This window comes from Nonomuraea diastatica, assembly GCF_004349015.1.
Taxonomy (GTDB): domain Bacteria; phylum Actinomycetota; class Actinomycetes; order Streptosporangiales; family Streptosporangiaceae; genus Nonomuraea; species Nonomuraea diastatica.
Map to the genome: position 1 here is coordinate 1 of NZ_SMKP01000070.1, position 17,059 is coordinate 17,059.

The 17,059-nt window shown below is 71.5% G+C and carries 14 protein-coding genes and 1 pseudogene; 7 read left to right on the forward strand and 8 right to left on the reverse strand.

From position 1 onward, the window contains the following. Positions 1–353: pseudogene (locus E1294_RS24055) on the reverse strand (chorismate mutase); the annotation flags it as partial. Between the two features lie 286 nt (positions 354–639). Between E1294_RS24055 and E1294_RS24060 the strand changes: the two are divergent. From E1294_RS24060 to E1294_RS54710, 6 genes are read left to right on the forward strand one after another with little or no spacing between them, the layout of a single operon-like run. Continuing rightward, positions 640–2,460: a serine/threonine-protein kinase gene (locus E1294_RS24060; protein WP_165977447.1), complete on the forward strand. Its 1,821-nt coding sequence runs from the start codon at positions 640–642 to the stop codon at positions 2,458–2,460. Positions 2,461–2,470: 10 nt separating this feature from the next. After that, complete coding sequence (locus E1294_RS24065; RefSeq protein ID WP_132511750.1) at positions 2,471–4,102, forward strand: serine/threonine-protein kinase; 1,632 nt, start codon at positions 2,471–2,473, stop codon at positions 4,100–4,102. A gap of 10 nt (positions 4,103–4,112) precedes the next feature. After that, positions 4,113–4,949 (forward strand): AraC family transcriptional regulator, encoded by an 837-nt coding sequence (locus E1294_RS24070; RefSeq protein WP_246083231.1) that lies wholly within the window; start codon positions 4,113–4,115, stop codon positions 4,947–4,949. Positions 4,950–4,971: 22 nt separating this feature from the next. Continuing rightward, positions 4,972–5,634: an AzlC family ABC transporter permease gene (locus E1294_RS24075; RefSeq protein ID WP_132511752.1), complete on the forward strand. Its 663-nt coding sequence runs from the start codon at positions 4,972–4,974 to the stop codon at positions 5,632–5,634. After that, on the forward strand, positions 5,631–5,942 hold the full coding sequence (locus E1294_RS24080; protein WP_132511754.1) for an AzlD domain-containing protein: 312 nt from the start codon (positions 5,631–5,633) through the stop codon (positions 5,940–5,942). The genes E1294_RS24075 and E1294_RS24080 overlap by 4 nt, the downstream gene beginning before the upstream one ends. A gap of 10 nt (positions 5,943–5,952) precedes the next feature. Next, the gene (locus E1294_RS54710; protein WP_246083232.1) at positions 5,953–7,329 is read left to right on the forward strand and encodes a serine/threonine-protein kinase; all 1,377 of its coding nucleotides are present in this window, start codon (positions 5,953–5,955) and stop codon (positions 7,327–7,329) included. Here E1294_RS54710 and E1294_RS24090 read toward each other — a convergent pair whose 3' ends face one another. Genes E1294_RS24090 through E1294_RS24100 form a run of 3 tightly spaced genes read right to left on the reverse strand, consistent with a single transcriptional unit; the run spans position 7,330 to position 9,186 of the window. Beyond that, entirely contained in the window at positions 7,330–8,259 is a 930-nt protein-coding gene (locus E1294_RS24090; RefSeq protein ID WP_132511756.1) for an RluA family pseudouridine synthase, read from the reverse strand. It abuts the gene before it with no gap. Beyond that, entirely contained in the window at positions 8,252–8,761 is a 510-nt protein-coding gene (locus E1294_RS24095) for a signal peptidase II (RefSeq protein WP_181958546.1), read from the reverse strand. Before E1294_RS24095 ends, E1294_RS24090 begins: the two co-directional genes overlap by 8 nt. Before the next feature lie 35 nt (positions 8,762–8,796). Further along, positions 8,797–9,186, reverse strand: coding sequence for a TraR/DksA family transcriptional regulator (locus E1294_RS24100; RefSeq protein ID WP_132598841.1), 390 nt, complete (start codon positions 9,184–9,186; stop codon positions 8,797–8,799). Positions 9,187–9,663: 477 nt separating this feature from the next. Between E1294_RS24100 and ileS the strand changes: the two genes are divergently transcribed. Further along, complete coding sequence (ileS, locus tag E1294_RS24105; protein ID WP_132511762.1) at positions 9,664–12,807, forward strand: isoleucine--tRNA ligase; 3,144 nt, start codon at positions 9,664–9,666, stop codon at positions 12,805–12,807. Between the two features lie 99 nt (positions 12,808–12,906). On the opposite strand, the gene E1294_RS24110 is transcribed toward ileS, so the two are convergent. The 4 genes from E1294_RS24110 to E1294_RS24125 form a co-directional block, all read right to left on the reverse strand. Then, a complete protein-coding gene (locus E1294_RS24110; RefSeq protein ID WP_132511764.1) occupies positions 12,907–15,108 on the reverse strand; it encodes a hypothetical protein in 2,202 nt (733 codons plus the stop codon). Positions 15,109–15,149: 41 nt separating this feature from the next. Further along, on the reverse strand, positions 15,150–16,043 hold the full coding sequence (locus E1294_RS24115; RefSeq protein ID WP_132511766.1) for a DivIVA domain-containing protein: 894 nt from the start codon (positions 16,041–16,043) through the stop codon (positions 15,150–15,152). A 104-nt stretch (positions 16,044–16,147) separates the two neighbouring features. After that, a complete protein-coding gene (locus E1294_RS24120) occupies positions 16,148–16,435 on the reverse strand; it encodes a YggT family protein (RefSeq protein ID WP_132331012.1) in 288 nt (95 codons plus the stop codon). Positions 16,436–16,515: 80 nt separating this feature from the next. Next, positions 16,516–17,016 carry a cell division protein SepF gene (locus tag E1294_RS24125; protein WP_132331010.1) on the reverse strand — a complete coding sequence of 167 codons (501 nt, stop codon included), beginning with the start codon at positions 17,014–17,016 and terminating at the stop codon, positions 16,516–16,518. Between the last annotated feature and the right edge of the window lie 43 nt (positions 17,017–17,059).

The following is a 17,059-nucleotide window of genomic DNA, read 5'->3' on the forward strand; positions in this document are numbered from 1 at the left end:
GCGCAGTAGTCCGCCAGCCCCAGCCACTCCTCCAAAGTCCCCAAGGCCCGTCGCTCCACCACGACCGGCAGGCCCAGCCCGGCCGCCGCCCGCACCAGCGGGATGTCGCGCGTCCACGACGAGCCCACCACCACCGCGCCGGCGAGCGCGGCGATCGCCGGCAGGTCGGCCGCCGAGAGCGGCTCCACCAGCAGCGGCGCCGCCCGCGTGGCCCTCTCGCGCAGCACCTCGTGCGCGTCCGCCCGCCCGTGGCGCTCCCGCAGGCTCACCCGGCCGTCGATCACCACGGCGGGCCCCTCGCCCACGAGCAGCCCGCCCACCGCCACCGCGTGCCGTTCCAAGGTCGATGACATCTCGATCCCTCGCTCGGGCCGGCTCTCTGGAACCGGCAGGAAAACCAAAAAGGCAGAGACCGGGCGTCTCTGCCTTTGCCGACTCCAGGTGGTCGCTAGCCGCCGACCGGCCCTCCTGGAGCCGGCTCGATAAACGCGTAGCGACAAGTCATGTCTGAAACCTTACACCCATGCCTCCACCTGCTGGACAATGCTTCTCACATGGCGGACTAGCCCTCCGGCGAGTCGCCGTTGATCCCTGCCTATGGGAGTATTTCTTGGCCTAGAGGAGGGTTTGAGGCCGTTGATGTCGGATCGCAAGCAGGACGGACGCCGCATCGCCGGCCGCTACCAGCTGCAGGAACCCATCGGCAGGGGCGGAATGGGCATCGTCTGGCGTGCCCACGACGAGCTCCTTGACCGCACGGTCGCGGTCAAGGAGGTCAGGTACGCCGCCGCCCTGGGCGATGAGGTGCAGCTGCTGAACCGGCGCACCATGCGCGAGGCGAGAGCGGCGGCGAGGTTCGAGCATCCCAACGTGATCGTCGTGCACGACGTGATCGAGGAGGATGACAGGCCCTGGATCGTCATGCAGCTCGTCCAGTCGCGTTCGCTGGGCACAGTGATCAAGCAGGACGGGCCGCTGCCGCACAAGCGGGTGGCCGAGATCGGCCTGGCCGTGCTCGACGCGCTGCACCGCGCCCACGAGGCGGGTGTGCTGCACCGCGACGTCAAGCCGGAGAACGTGCTGCTCGCCGACGACGGCAGGGTCGTACTGACCGACTTCGGCATCGCCACGCTGGAGACGGAGACGCAGCTGACGGTGACGGGGCTGGCGGGCACCCCGGCCTTCATCGCGCCCGAGCGGCTCAAGGGGCTGCCCGCGCGGCGTGAGTCGGACCTGTGGTCCCTGGGCGCCACGCTGTACACGGCCGTGGAGGGCCGCTCCCCGCACGAGAGGGGGATGGCGCTGGCCACGATGCACGCCGTGCTCACCGACGAGCCCGATCCCATGCCGCACGCCGGCCCGCTCGCCGATGTGATCAGCGGGCTGCTGGTGAAGGAGCCGGTGCAGCGGCTCACGTACGAGGAGACGCAGCGGCTGCTGCGCGCTGCCATCGCGCAGGCGAGTCCGCCGCCGACGGCGCAGTTCCCCGCCGCCCAGCCGCTGGATGTGCCCGCGCGGGCCGGCACGCCGGCCAAACCGCGCAAGGTCCCTTTCCCGCCCGTGTCGGCGAGCAGGCCGCGGCCGGCGCCCGCTCCAGCCGTGGACGAAACCCCGACCGACCCGGCCCTGGTGGCAGCGGCGGCCCAGGCCGTCCCGGAGACCGGTGCCCGGATCTCCCCCATGACGGAGGAGCCCCGGCCGGCGGCGGAGCCGACGGTGGACGCGGCGAGGCCAGGCCAGGTGCGGGCCGGGATGGTCGTCGCGGCCGCCGCGGCCGTCGTTCTCGTCGCCGGCGTGGGCGGCTACCTCGGCCTGCGCTCGGCCCCCGACGACCAGGCGTCGGGCGGGCCGCTCTCCTCCGCGGCCGCGACGCTCTCGCAGGCGTCGCCGAGCGCCTCCCCGAGCGCCTCGCCGTCGGAAAGCCCGTCCGGGGATCCCACGGCGAGTCCCAGCGACAGCCCGAGCTCCGAGCCGGAGCCCACCGAGACGGCGAACGCGCTGCCCGACGGGTGGAAGATGTACAAGGACAAGGAGCTGGGCTTCTCCATCGGCTTACCCAAGGGCTGGGACGTATGGGACCGCGGCGGCAGGCAGGTCAAGTTCAAGGGGCCGGGCGCGGCGTCCAACGCCTATCTGATGATCGAAGAGGCGGCCAAGCCAGGGAGTGACCCGTACAAAGATTGGAAGAAGCAGGAGCCGCGCCTCAAGCACAACTTCGGTGGCTACGAGAAGATCGACATCAAGAAGGTCGACACCGAGAAGTTCGGCTACATGAAGGCCGCGGCCGACTGGGACTTCACGTGGAACACCAACACGGGCAAGACCCGCGTGCGCAACCGGGGCTTCGTCACCGACAACGGACGGGCGTACGCGATCTACTGGCACACCCTGAACAGCCACTGGAAGGCCGACTACGACTTCTTCGAAGGGTTCTGCGCGACGTTCAAACCGGCGAAGTAGGCTTCCCCGCGTGGAGAGGCAGGTCAGCAACCGATACCACCTCCTCGAGCCCCTCGGCGAGGGCGGGATGGGCGTGGTCTGGCGAGCCTACGACCAGCTGCTCGACCGCACGGTTGCGATCAAGGAGGTCCGCTACTCCGGCGTCGGTGACGCCCGGCTGGCCGAGCTCACCCGCAGGACCATCAGGGAGGCCAGAGCTGCGGGCCGCCTCGACCACCCGTCGGTGATCGTCATCCACGACGTCGTCGAGGAGGACGGCCGCCCGTGGATCGTCATGCAGCTGGTGCCCTCCCGCTCGCTGGCGGAGGTGATCCGCGAGAGCGGTCCGCTGCGCGTGGGGCAGGTCGCGGTGATCGGCGGCCGGGTGCTCGGCGCGCTGCGGGCCGCGCACGCGACCGGGGTGCTGCACCGCGACGTGAAACCGGAGAACGTGCTGCTGGCCGACGACGGCAGGGTGGTGCTCACCGACTTCGGCATCGCCTCGCTGGAGGCGGAGGCGGGGCTGACGGCGACCGGCAACGTGGTGGGCACCCCCGCCTACATGCCTCCCGAGCGCCTGAACGGCGATCCGGCCGGGCCTGAGTCCGACCTGTGGTCACTGGGGGCGACGCTCTACGCGGCCGTCGAGGGCGAGCCGCCGTTCAAGCGCGACTCGTGGGCCGCGACGGTGGCGGCGGTGCTGCGTGACGAGCCGGAGCCTCCGATGCGGGCCGGAGCGCTGGAGCCGGTCATCATGGGGCTGCTGCGCAGGAACCCCGCCGCCAGGATGCCCGCGGAGGAGGCCGCCAGGCTCCTGTACGACGCCGCCGGCGCACCCGACCGGCCGGCGACGGCCACCGGCCCCGCGGCGCCGGGCCGGGCAGGCGGCACTGCCGAAGCGCCCGGCCTGGCGGACGGCGCCCGCACGGCGACCGGCGACCGGTTTCCCACCGGGGAACGGCGGCCCACCGTCACCGGCCGACGTGAGCGTGCCCGGACCTGGTGGATCGCAGTGCCTGCGGCGGTGATCGGGCTGGCGGTGCTGGGCACGGCGGGCGTGCTGCTGTCCGACGGATGGACGGCGACACCCACGACCGGGCCTGCGACCGGCCCTCCAGGCGGCGAGCCCCCCGCGACGCCCACCCCCACGCCCACCACTGGGCCGTCCACTGGGCCATCCACTGGGCCGGACCCCACGAGAGCGCCGGTGCCGGAGGGCTGGCGGACGTACACGAGCGCCGCGGGCCGCTTCTCGATCGCCCTGCCCCGGCAGTGGAGGGCCGAGAAGCACGCCACCAGGGACAGCGTCTCCTTCTCCCGACCCGGCGCCGCCGGCACGATGATGGTCGAGTGGACCGTCCCCGACATCCCGTGGGACGACCCGCGCGAGCACTGGATCGGCCTGGAGAAGGAGATCCTGGCCAAGAAGCTGTTCAAGGGCTACGAGCGCATCCGCATCACCCCCACGAGGTTCCTCGGGCTCGAGGCCGCCGACTGGGAGTTCACCCGGGAGCGCGACGGGTTGACCATCCACGTGCTCAACCGCGGTTTCCACACCAGGGACGGCCGCCCGTACGCCCTGTACTGGGAGACCACCCAGTCGCGCTGGCAGCGTGACCGGCACTACTTCGCGGCGTTCGCGAAGACGTTCAGACCCGAATGACCATGCCCTGATGACCATGAAGGAACAGGCACACTTCTGGCGGCACCCGGCGGTGCCGGAGACCGACCTGCTCAAGGCCCGCTACGTCACCCACCGTTTCTCCCGGCACGCGCACGACGGCTACGCCATCGGGGTCATCGTCGGCGGCGTCGAGGAGTTCGACTACCGTGGCACCCTGCACCGGGCGGGCACGGGCGAGCTGGTGCTGGTCAACCCCGACTCGGTGCACACCGGGCAGGCGGGCGCGCCCGGCGGGTGGGCGTACCGCATGCTTTATCCGTCGATCGACGCGCTGGCCGCAATCGCCGCCGAGCTGGGCGCCTCCTCCGCGACGCCGCACTTCCCCGAGCAGGTGGTGCGCGACGACGAGGTGGCGGCCCTGCTCGGGCGGGCGCACCAGGCGGCCGAGCGCGGCGACGCGCTGGCCGCCTCGACGTTGAGCCGCACGCTGTTCGCCCGGCTGGTGACGCGCCACGCCGCGCCCAAGCCGGCCGCGGTCCTGCCCGCCGAGGGCAGGCGGGCCGTGCGGGAGGCGCTCGACCTGCTCCACGGCAGCCTCGTCGACCCGCCGACGCTGGACGATCTCGCCGGCGCGGTGGGGGCGCGGCCGTTCGCGCTGCTGCGGGCGTTCAAGGCAGCGACGGGCATGCCGCCGCACGCCTACCTCACCTCGCTCCGGGTACGCCAGGCGCGCAGGCTGCTGCTGTCCGGGGTACGCCCTGCGCAGGTGGCGGCCGAGGTGGGCTTCACCGACCAGGCCCACCTCAACCGGCATTTCAAGCGTGTCGTGGGCGTACCGCCCGCCGCCTACCAGCGCGCTGCAGGAACGTACAAGACCGGCGCTTGACTCCACTCCTAGCCTCGGCGGCATGGAACAGACAACCCACCGTTCCGCCGCCGTGCGGGACGGCCTCGGTGTGGGCCTGGCCGTGGGGCTGTCCGGGGTCGCCTTCGGTGCCGCGGCGGTCACCGCGGGCCTGAGCGTGCCGCAGGCGTGCGTGCTGAGCCTGCTGGCGTTCACCGGCGCCTCGCAGTTCGCGCTGACGGGCGCGGTGGGCGCGGGCGGCGACCTGGTGGCCGCCACCCTCGGAGCGTTGCTCCTCGGCGGCCGCAACACCCTGTACGGCCTGCGCCTGGCCGACCTGCTGCGGGTGCGCGGGCCGCGCCGCCTGGTCGCCGCGCACGGCGTGATCGACGAGACCGCGGCCGTCTCCCTGGCCCAGCCGACCCCGGAGGCGGCGCGCACCGGCTTCGCGACCACGTTCGCCGGCCTCTACGTCACCTGGAACCTCACCACCCTGGCGGGCGCGTACGGCACCTCGTTCCTCGGCGACCCCGACATGCTGGGCCTCGACGTGGTGGGCCCGGCCGCGTTCCTGGCCATCCTGTGGCCCCGGCTGGCGAAGAGCGCCGAGCTGCGCCTGCTGGCCGCGACGGGGGCGGTGATCGCCCTGTGCGCGACCCCGTTCCTGCCGCCGGGCGTCCCCGTGCTGCTGTCGGCCACGGCGGTTCTGGTGGTGCTGGCCCGATGACGTTGTGGTGGGCCATCGCCGCCCTCTGCGCGGGCTGCTACGCGCTCAAGCTGGCCGGGCTGGCCGCGCCGCGGCGGGTGCTGGAGCATCCGGTGGTGAGCAGGTTCGCCGAGCTGGTGCCCGTGGCGCTGCTGGCGGCGCTGATCGCGGTGCAGATGTTCACGGAGGAGGGCGGGCTGCGGTTCGACCCGGCCCGTACGGCGGGTCTCGGCGCGGCGGTGATCGCCCTGCTGCTGCGTGCGCCGTTCCTGGTGGTTCTGGCGGCCGCGGCGGTCATTACCGCGCTTGTCCGGATTTTTACTGGGTAGTCGCTCGTGCATGACCGATGCAGCGGGGATGGTCGGTGGACGGTATCGGCTGGTCAGGACGATCGGCCAGGGCGGCATGGGCACGGTGTGGCAGGCGCACGACGAGGTGCTCGGCCGGGACGTGGCCGTCAAGGAGGTCCTGCCGCCCCCCGACCTGACGGGTTCCGAACGCGAGGTGTTCGCCGTACGCACCTTCCGCGAGGCCAGAGCCGCCGGCCGGGTGGCGCACCCGAGCGTCGCCGCCGTGTACGACGTCCTGGAGGAGCGCGGGCACCCGTGGATCGTCATGCAGCTGGTCCGCTCACGCACGCTCGGCGAGGCGATCCGCGAGGATGGCCCGATGCCCCCGCTCCAGGCCGCCCGTATCGGGCTGCAACTGCTGGAGGCGCTGCGCGCGGCCCACGCGGCGGGCGTGCTGCACCGGGACGTCAAACCGGACAACGTGCTGCTCACCAAGGACGGCCGGGCGGTGCTGACCGACTTCGGCATCGCGACCACGGAGGACGAGGCCCCGGTCACGAGGACGGGCATCCTGATCGGCACGCCCGCCTACATGGCTCCGGAGCGCGCCGCGGGCGGCCGGGCGGGACCGGCCTCGGACCTGTGGGCGCTGGGCGTGACGCTCTACCTGGCGGTCGAGGGCGAATCGCCCTTCCAGCGGGAGAACGCCCTCGCCACGCTGGGCGCGGTCATGCACGCCGAGCCGGAACCGCTGTCGCGGGCGGGGGCGCTGGCTCCCGTACTGCTCGGCCTGCTGCGCAAGAAACCGGCCGAGCGCATGTCGCTGGAGGAGTCCGAGCAGCGGCTGGCCGCGATCATCGCGGGCGGGGCGCCCGAGCCCACGGGTCCCTTCGCCGCGCCGGGAACGCGCGGAAGCGCGCCGCCCCGGACGGTCCCGGGGACGGCGCGACGGAGGCGCGAGCTGGAGCTGGCCGCGATCGCGGGAGGCGCGCTGCTCGTGGGGCTCGTCACGGGCGGCGCGGCGTGGTTCTCGCACCGGCCGCAGAACGTGCCGGCGCAGCAGCAGCTGCCCGCCGTGGTCACGACCCCCGGCGAACCGACGCCGACGGAGGCACCGTCGGACGTGCCATCGGAAGCGCCGTCGCGGGCGGAGCGATCCTCGGAGAACGCGGAGAAGGACCCCGTCTCCAGGCCGGGCCCGCTCTCCGAACCGGGCGGGAAGACGCCGGCGGCGCGTGAGCACCCGAGGACCCCCGGCGAAGAACGGAACCGCGTCACGCGCGCGCCCACACCCACCGAGTCCGCGGAGAAACCGCGCGAGGACGAGGAGGTGGAGAGCCCCAGCCGGACGCCCGGCCAGGTCGAGGGCTCCGAGGACGGCGGGGCGTCCGCCGACGAGAACCAGGAGAGCGGGACCGGGCCCTGATCAGGACTCGGCGCGGACGATGTCGAGGGCCTTCTGCAGGTCCTGCGGGTAGTCGGTGCTGAACGACATCCACTCGCCCGTCGCCGGATGCTCGAACCCCAGCGCGACCGCGTGCAGCCACTGCCGGGTGACGCCCAGCCTGGCCGCGAGCGTGGGATCGGCGCCGTAGAGCAGGTCTCCGACGCACGGGTGGCGCAGCGCCGACATGTGCACCCTGATCTGGTGGGTGCGTCCGGTCTCCAGCTTGATGTCCAGCAGCGACGCCGCACGGAACGCCTCGACCGTGTCGTAGTGAGTCACCGACGGCTTGCCGCCCGCCACCACGGCGAACCTGCCGTCGCCCGCCGGGTGCCGGTCGATGGGCGCGTCGACGGTGCCCCTGAACGGGTCGGGGTGCCCCTGGACCAGCGCGTGGTAGCGCTTGTCGACCGTGCGTTCCTTGAAGGCCCGCTTGAGATGGGAGTAGGCGTGCTCGCTCTTGGCCACCACCATCGCGCCGGTGGTGTTGGCGTCGAGCCGGTGCACGATGCCCTGCCGCTCGGCCGCGCCGCTGGTCGCGATCGTGTGCCCGGCCCCCATCAGCCCGCCGATCACAGTGGGGCCCGTCCAGCCGACGGTCGGATGGGCGGCCACCCCGATCGGCTTGTTGACCACCACGATGTCGTCGTCCTCGTGGACGATCGTCATGCCCGGCACCGGCTCGGCGACCGGCATGGGCGTGGTGACCGGCGGCGGCATCGTCACGTCGAGCCAGGCGCCCGCGTGCACCCGGTCGCTCTTGGCCGGTTGCCTGCCGTCGACCAGCACCTCACCAGCCCCGATCAGCTCGGCCGCGCGCGTGCGGGAGAAGCCGAACAACCGCGAGAGTGCGGCGTCGAGCCGCTCGCCCTCCAGGCCGTCGGGGACCGGCATGCTGCGCTGCTCAGTCATCCCCGGCCACCTCCTTGGAGCCGTCGATCTGCACGTTGCGCCAGGCCAGGAGCACCGCCAGGATGCCGCCACAGACGATCGCGGAGTCGGCGATGTTGAAGACGGGGAAATAGTCGATCACGGGGAAGTGCCCGGGGAACACCTCGATGAAGTCGACGACGTGCCCCTGGAACTGCGTGGGGCGCCCGATGCCCGACGGGTAGCGCAGGAGACGGTCGGTGAGGTTGCCGAACGCCCCGCCGAGCAAGAGGCCGAGCGTGACCGCCCAGGCCCTGCTGCCCAGTTTGCGGGCGGTGCGCACGATGGCGACCACCACGCCCGCCGCGATGATGGTGAAGATGAACGTCATCCCGGTGCCGATGCTGAAGGCGGCTCCGGGGTTGAAGATCACCCGGAACTGCAGGACGTCCTGGATGACGACCAGCGGCGCCTCGCCCTCGAGCGTGCGCAGCGCCACCGTCTTGGTGACGAGGTCGGCCGCGTAGATCACGGCCGCCAGCACGATGAGGACGGCGAAGAGGCGCCGGCGTGGGCTGCCTACCGGCGTTCCTCCTTCTGCTTGCACTTGACGCACAGCGTCGCCCTCGGGAACGCCTGAAGGCGTTCCTTGCCGATCGGCTTGTGGCACGATTCGCACACTCCATAGGTCCCTGCGTCGATCCTGGCGATCGCACGTTCGTTCTGCGCGACCAGATCGCGCGCATTCAGGGTAAGGGCGATCTCGCGTTCGCGCTCATACGTCTTCGCGCCGGCGTCCGCCTGGTCGTCGCCGGCTCCTTGGGTGACGTCTCCAGAGGCTATCTCGGACTCGTGGCGGAGGATGTCCGCGTTGAGTTCGTCGATCTCGCTCTGCAGCCTGCCGCGTACCTCGGCCAGCTCCTCGTCCGACCACATCGACGGTGTAGCGGTCTGCGTGACTGCCGCCATGCCTGCCTCCATTGCTGATCAAGGTCGTTAATGGTGCGGGCAGCTTAGGATCCGGATAACGGAACGGCAAACGACCCGCCGGACGGTTTACCTCCCCCGTACTATCCCGCCTCGCGCATTCAACTCCTCCTCAGCGGCGTCCATTCCCACAACTTTGTCGCCGTTTACGACTTCAGGACCGACATGTCTGGACATCCTCGGCCGTAACGCGTCCCGCCAGGGAAACCGGGAAGCCTTCGCCCCCCACTCTGCGTTATGGTTTGAACCTGCAAGGCGTTGATGGGGCCCCACTGTGAGGGATATCACCCCGGAGCCGCCGGAAGAACGGCTCACCCGAGCCCATTAGACCCGGCAGCAGAGCGAATGAAGAGGGCCCCGCCACAGCGCGGAGCCAAGAAGGGTGGTACCGCGGAGCCGCACGGCTTCGTCCCTTCACGCCAGCCATCCGGCCGATCAAGCGTGGAGGTCACGCCCGAGATGTCCCCAACATTCCGCTCTCTTCCCGCGCAGGTCGACCTGCCCGCGCTCGAGCGCGAGGTCCTCGACCGCTGGCGGGACGGGAAGATCTTCGAGCGGTCCGTCGAGCAGAACGCCGGCAACCCGCCATGGGTCTTCTACGAGGGCCCGCCCACCGCCAACGGCCTGCCCGGCGTCCACCACGTCGAGGCGCGCGTCTTCAAGGACCTCTTCCCGCGCTACAAGTCCATGCGCGGGTTCAGCGTCCCGCGCAAGGCCGGCTGGGACTGCCACGGCCTGCCCGTCGAGGTCGGCGTCGAGCGCGAGCTGGGCCTGTCCGGCAAGAAGGACATCGAGACGTACGGCATCGCCGAGTTCAACGCCAAGTGCCGCGAGTCGGTGCTGCGGCACGTCGACGCGTTCGAGCAGCTGACCGAGCGCATGGGCTACTGGATCGACCTGTCCCAGGCCTACCGGACGATGGACCCGTCCTACATCGAGTCGGTGTGGTGGTCGCTGAAGGTCGTCTTCGACAAGGGCCTGCTGTTCCGCGACTTCCGCATCACCCCCTACTGCCCGCGCTGCGGCACCGGCCTGTCCGACCACGAGCTGGGCCAGCCCGGCGGCTACGAGACCGTCTCCAGCCCGTCGGTCTACGTCCGCATGCCCGTCACGTCCGGCCCGCTGACCGAGCTGGGCGCGGCGCTGCTGATCTGGACGACCACGCCGTGGACGCTCGTGTCGAACACGGCCGTCGCCGTGCACCCCGACGTGACCTACGTCGCCGCCCGCACCGCCGGCGGCGAGGTGCTGGTGGTGGCCGAGCCGCTGCTGTCCGTGCTCGGCGAGGACGCGACCGAGGTGGCCCGCTACACCGGGCGCGAGCTGGAGCACACCTCCTACTCCCGCCCGTTCGACCTGGTCGACATCCCGGGCGCCCACTACGTCGTGCTGGGCGACTACGTCACCGTCGACGACGGCACCGGCCTGGTCCACCAGGCTCCCGCGTTCGGCGCCGACGACCTGGCCGTCATCAAGCGGTACGCCATGCCGATCGTCAACCCGATCGGCCCCGACGGCCGCTTCCTCGACGACGTGCCCATGGTCGGCGGGCGCTTCTTCAAGGACGCCGACGAGGAGCTGACCGACGACCTGCGCGCCCGGGGGCTGCTGTTCCGCGGCGACCACTTCGACCACAGCTACCCCCACTGCTGGCGCTGCCACACGCCGCTGCTCTACTACGCGCTCCCGTCCTGGTACATCCGCACTACCGCGGTCAAGGACCAGATGCTGGCCGAGAACGCCAGGACCAACTGGTATCCCGACACCATCAAGTGGGGCCGGTTCGGCGAGTGGCTGCGCAACAACGTCGACTGGTCGTTGTCGCGCTCGCGCTACTGGGGCACGCCGCTGCCGTTGTGGGTGTGCTCGGCCGACGAGTCCCACGTGACGTGCGTCGGGTCGCTGCAGGAGCTGGGCGTCCTGGCCGGCCAGGACGTCTCGGTCCTCGACCCGCACCGCCCGTACGTCGACGACGTGACCTTCGCCTGCCCCGACTGCGGCGCGGAGGCCCGGCGCGTCCCCGACGTGATCGACGCCTGGTACGACTCGGGCTCCATGCCGTTCGCGCAGTGGGGCGAGCGCGGCAGGCCGGAGGGCGTCTACCCGGCGCAGTTCATCTGCGAGGCCACCGACCAGACGCGCGGCTGGTTCTACTCGCTGATGGCCGTCGGCACCCTCGTCTTCGGCCAGTCCTCCTACGAGAACGTGCTCTGCCTCGGCCTCATCCTGGCCGAGGACGGCCGCAAGATGAGCAAGCACCTGGGCAACATCCTCGAACCGATCCCGCTGATGGACCAGCACGGCGCCGACGCCCTGCGCTGGTTCATGGCCTGCTCGGGCTCGCCGTGGGCATCCCGCCGGGTGGGACACAACACCCTTGAGGAGATCGTCCGCAAGGTTCTGCTGACGCTCTGGAACACCGCGTCGTTCTTCACCCTGTACGCCAACGCCGAGTCGTGGTCACCGTCCCGGCTGCGGGAGGCCACACCGGCGGCCGAGCGGCCGCTGCTCGACCGCTGGGCGCTGGCCGAGCTGCACCGCACGGTGGCCGAGGTCACGGCGTCGCTCGACGACTACGACACCCAGCGCGCCGGGCGCAGGCTGGCCGACTTCCTCGACGACCTGTCCAACTGGTACGTCCGCCGCTCCCGCCGCCGCTTCTGGCAGGGAGAGCAGGACGCGTTCGCCACCCTGTACGAGTGCCTGGAGACGGTGCTGCGGCTGATGGCGCCCGTCACGCCGTTCGTCACCGACTACCTGTGGGACATCCTCCGGCCGGGGGACGCTCCCTCCTCGGTGCACCTGACCTCGTGGCCCGAGGTGCGTGACGACCTGCTCGACCCGGCGCTGTCGGACCAGATGGCCCTGGTTCGCCGGCTGGTGGAGCTGGGCCGCTCGGCCCGTGCCTCGTCGGGCGTCAAGACCCGGCAGCCGCTCCGCCGGGCCCTGGTGGGCGCGCACGGCTGGCCGTCGCTGCCCGCCGAACTGCGCGGCCTGGTGGCCGACGAGCTCAACGTCCAGGCTCTGGAGGACATGTCCGGCTTCAGCGCCGATCTGGTGTCCTACTCCGTCAAGCCCAACTTCCGGGCCTTGGGCAAGCGCTTCGGCTCCCAGACCAAGCTCGTGGCCGCCGCGGTGGCCGCCGCCGACCCCACCCACGTGGCCAGGGCCCTGCGCTCGGGCTCCACGGTCACGGTGGAGGCGGGCGACCTGGGCGAAGTCACGCTCACCCCCGACGACGTGATCGTCAACGAGCAGCCCCGCTCGGGCTGGGCGGTGGAGACCGGAGCGATCGGCACGGGCACGGGCGAGACGGTCGCCCTCGACCTCGAGCTCACCGACGACCTGCGCCGCGCGGGTCTGCTGCGCGAGGTCATCCGCCTGGTCCAGGAGGCCCGCAAGTCGACCGGCCTGTCCATCACGGACCGGATCGAGCTGTGGTGGACCGCGTCCTCGCCTGACCTGGCCGCGGCGTTGCGGTCGGGCTGGCACGTCGTGGCGGAGGAGGTGCTGGCGACGTCGGTCACGGAAGACACCACGGCCGGCCTGCCGTCCCACACGGACGAGGACCTCGGGCTGACCTTCCAGCTCCGCCGCACCTGACACAGGGCCGGGCCACGTACGGGCCCGGCCTCTGCCCGCCTGTGCCCGTTCCTCACAGGGCCCGCGCCGTGCGCCCATGGGCCGTGGAGGTGTCGGCGGTCAGCTGACCGATTCGCGGTCGTGCCGGCAGACCGAGCAGCTCGTCAGCCCGGCCGCCTCGGCCGCGGCGACCGCCATCGTCTCCACCCCCGACTCGCCCGCACCTCTGATCAGCGGGCAGTTGGTGCTGTGGTAGCGGCGGGTGCCGACGATGACCTTCACCGTGCGCACGTCGCCGCCCGTGGGTTCGTCGCCCGTCTTCTTCTCGGAGCCCTCAGCCGTGGAATCGGCGGCCTGAGCCTTGGAGCCGGCAGCCGGAGTCTTCGCGGGCGGACCCCCGGAGGGCGGCGTACTCTGCCGAGGTTTGCCCGGCCCCTGCTCGCCCTGCCCTTGGCGGGGGTTGCCCGGCTCCTGCTCGCCCTGCCGTTGCTGCTGGGGCCCTTGCTGGGGCTTACCGGCACGCTGGGCACCCTGCTGCGGTGTGCCGGACGGCTGCGGGCGAGCAGCCGGAGAGCCGCCCTTGGGCGTGCCGGTGCCACCGTTGGAGGGCCCTGATGCCGGAGCCGCCCCCTGCGTGCCAGACCTGGAGCCGGTGCCGGACGTCGCGTTCTTCGGGCCGGTGCCGGAGGGCTCGGCCGACGCTGCGGGCGTTCCCGTCTTCGGGGCCGTGCCGGGCTTGGCGGGCGGACCCGAGGGACGACCCTCCGCCGCGGACCTGGCCGTGGCGCCCGTGGGCAGCGGCCCCTTGGGCTTGGCCTCCGACTCGGCCGAGGACGCGGGCCGCTCAGGAAGGATGAGGGTCTGCCCCACCGTTGCGGAGGTGTCGCCGCCCCCGGACGGACGCTCCGACGGCCCGGACGCTCCCGGACGGCCTGGCGTGGCGGAGGAAGGCACCCGGGGCTGGGGCGCGGTCGCAGGACCCGAGGAGTCGTCGTCCTCCGCCCCGCCCGTGGCGCCCTGAGGAGGCTTGGCACCACCCGCAGACTGCCCCGCCTTACCACCGGATCGCTGCGAACTCGCGGCGGACTGCCCCGGCCTGCCCGCGGCCTGTGCCTGTTTTCCCGCGGCCTGATCGGGCTTGTCCGCGGGACGCTCAGGTGCCGGGGGGTGAGGGCGAGCGCCGGTCGGCTGCCCCGACCCGGCACCGGGCTGCTCGGGTGTGCGGGCGGAGTGCGCGGTGCCGGGAACGGGCCGGCCGGACGAACCGGTCTGCGCGGACGTGGGCCGGCCGGACGGGCCGGTGGCCTGCGCGGGGCCGGGCCGGCCGGACGGGCCGGACGTCTTCGCGGGCGCGGACTGGGGTGCGGACGGGCCGGACTGGCCGGACGTTTTCGCGGGGATGCCTGACGGGGTCCCGGTCTTGCCGGAGCCGGGCTTGGCGGGGAAGCCCTTGCCAGGGGAAGGCTTGTCGGTCGACGGCTCGGGCGGCGCGCTGGAAGGCGGCGTCTCGGCCCTGAGCGTGTGCGGCCGGAAAACAGAAGTCTGGGTCTCCGCCTGCTCCTCATCCGAGTCGGGGGCGGCGGAGGTGGGGTGGCCGAACCACCCGGCGCCTTCCTCGTGGGCGACGGCGGGCTCCGGGCTGGGGGTGGAAGCCTTCGTGTCGGGCTTCGGCGGTGCGACCGGCGGACGTAGGTCGCGGGTCTCCGCGGAGTTCTCCGTCCGGCTCTCCGCGCTGATGGCGGAGCCGGGTGCGACGGCGGGCTCGGGGTCGGCGGCAGGCGGCAGCTGCCGTCCGCCGAGCGCTGCGTCAGGCAGGCACGCCGTGCAGGGCGTGAAGCCCTCCTCGCGGGCCTCCTCGTAGGTGAGCTCCTCGTTGGGCCGGCCGCTGAGCTGTCGGCAACCGGGCACGTGATATCTCTTGCGTCCCGGGATCACCAGCACGATCGCATCCGGCGAGATGCCCGCGGCCGCCGGACGGCGCGGGGCGGAGGCGGCGGGAACGGTCGCCGCCCGCTGGGGTGTCCGCGGGTGCGGACGCGGATGCGCTTGGGGTTGCGGGGGTGGCTGGTGAGCCATGGCACCGGTCTGGGTGTACGGCATGCCGGGCGGGGTGAGCCCTTTCGGGGGGGTGGCCGGCGCAGCGGCCTGCCCACCACCGGGAAAAAGCTCGTTTCGCCGCAGGAAGGCCCCGATCACCAGGAACAGCGCGGACAGCACGCTGACCACGATGGACCACATGATCAGGAACGGCTTCGCCAGTACGAAGCCCGCGATCAGCAATACCACTGCCGCGAGCACCAAACCAGCACTGATGAGGATCACAGAGGGCTCTTTCGAGTGACAGGTCCTAGTGACCCTGTACTTTACCGGCGGTCGTTGTGGGGACCGTCACCGCCGGGGAAGGCACCCTGCGGAGCCGCCTCGCCGCCGAACGGGTTGGGGCCACCGGGCAGGGGCTGCTGGCCACTTCCCTGAGGCACGGCGTGCGACATGGCAGGCGCCGCCGCCTGACCCTGCTGGGGACCGCCGGACATCACCGGGAACCCACCGCTGCCCTCGGCCGCGACGTTGAGCTCGGCGAGCTGGTTTTCCAGGTAGAGCTTGAGCCTGCTGCGATATTCGCGCTCGAAGCTGCGCAGCTCCTCGACCTTGCGCTCGAGCTCGTCGCGGGTCTGCACCAGCGAGCCCATCGCCTGGCGGTGGCGCTCCTGGGCGTCGCGCTCGAGCGTCTCCGCGCGGGCCCTGGCGTCGCCGATGACCTGCTCGGCCTGGCGGCGGGCCTTGGTGAGGATCTCGTCGGCCTCGCGCCGGGCGCGGGTCACCGTCTCGTCCGCCTCCCGGCGGGCGTCGGAGATCGCCTGGTCGGCGGTCTGCTGAGCGAGCGCGAGCACACGGGCCGCGGTGTCCATGTTGTCCTCCGTCGGAGGCATGTTCATGGCCACGGGGACCGGCTGCTGCTGCACCGGAGGGGGCTCGGGGGCCCGCATGGGCTCCGGCTGCGGCGGCGCCATCATCTCGGGCTTGGGCTGCTGCTCCTGGACCGGGGCGGAGGCCATGGGCATGTTCATGCCACCCGGCACCTTCCCCCGCAGGCACTCGCCCAGCTTGGCGCGGAGCTCCTCGTTCTCTTGGATCAGGCGGTCGAGCTCAGCCTCCACCTCGTCGAGGAAGGCGTCGACCTCTTCCTCGTCGTAGCCCGGCCGCAACCGGGTGGTACTGAACTGCTTGTTCCGCACATCAGCGGGCGTCAGCGGCATTTTTGGTCTCCTTGGCGCGCTTTGGAGTCTGTCCTGAGGACGGTAACCCGAATCACTTCAGCGCGGACACGAGTTGGATCACGACCGGCACGACATCGGCCCGTTCAGCGAAGCGCTCCTGCGATCTGGATCAGGATCAGCACGACGATGAACAGGACAGTGAAGCTTAGGTCAAAGGCCACCGTACCCAACCGGAGCGGGGGAATGAAACGGCGGAGGAACTTGAGTGGTGGGTCTGTTGCGGTGTATGTGGCCTCCGCCAGCACCAGGACGACGCCCGTAGGGCGCCACTGGCGAGCGAAAGCCTGCACCGTCTCGAAGATCATCCTGCCGATGAGCAGCACCAGGTAGAGAGACAGGACAACGACCAAGATCTGACTGACGATCCCCACGGCCCGGCCGCGCCTCCACTTCTGATGTGCCCTCCCGGTCTCGGCGAGACCTGGTTGGGTGCGATAGACATACAGAGACTCTAACTCTGATTGAAGAACCCGCGTTCCGCGATTCGGGCCTTGTCCTCGGCGGTCACCTCGACATTGGCAGGGGACAACAGGAACACCTTGTTCGTAACACGTTCAATGCTGCCATGTAGGCCAAAGACCAGACCTGCCGCGAAATCCACAAGGCGCTTCGCATCACTATCGACCATCTCGGTCAGGTTCATGATGACCGGGGTGCCGTCCCGGAAGTGCTCCCCTATAGTACGCGCTTCGTTGTACGTGCGAGGGTGAAGGGTCGTGATGCGGGCAAGATCGGTCGTGCGGCGCTCCACGATCGCCGTTGCGGGCCGCGGCGCGGGCACCCCGGCCTCCGCGTCCTCGTCGCGGTCCTGGACCGCGACAGGCCGCTCTTCGCCAGTTCGCTGCACGTCGTCCTCGTAGGCGTACTCGTCCGGGTAGGTCTCATACCTCTCGTAGCGGTCGTCCTCCACGAGACCGAGGTAGACCGCCATCTTGCGCATCGCGCCGGCCATCGCTACGTCGTCCTCCTGCTCATGGTCGCACTCGCTCGGGCCC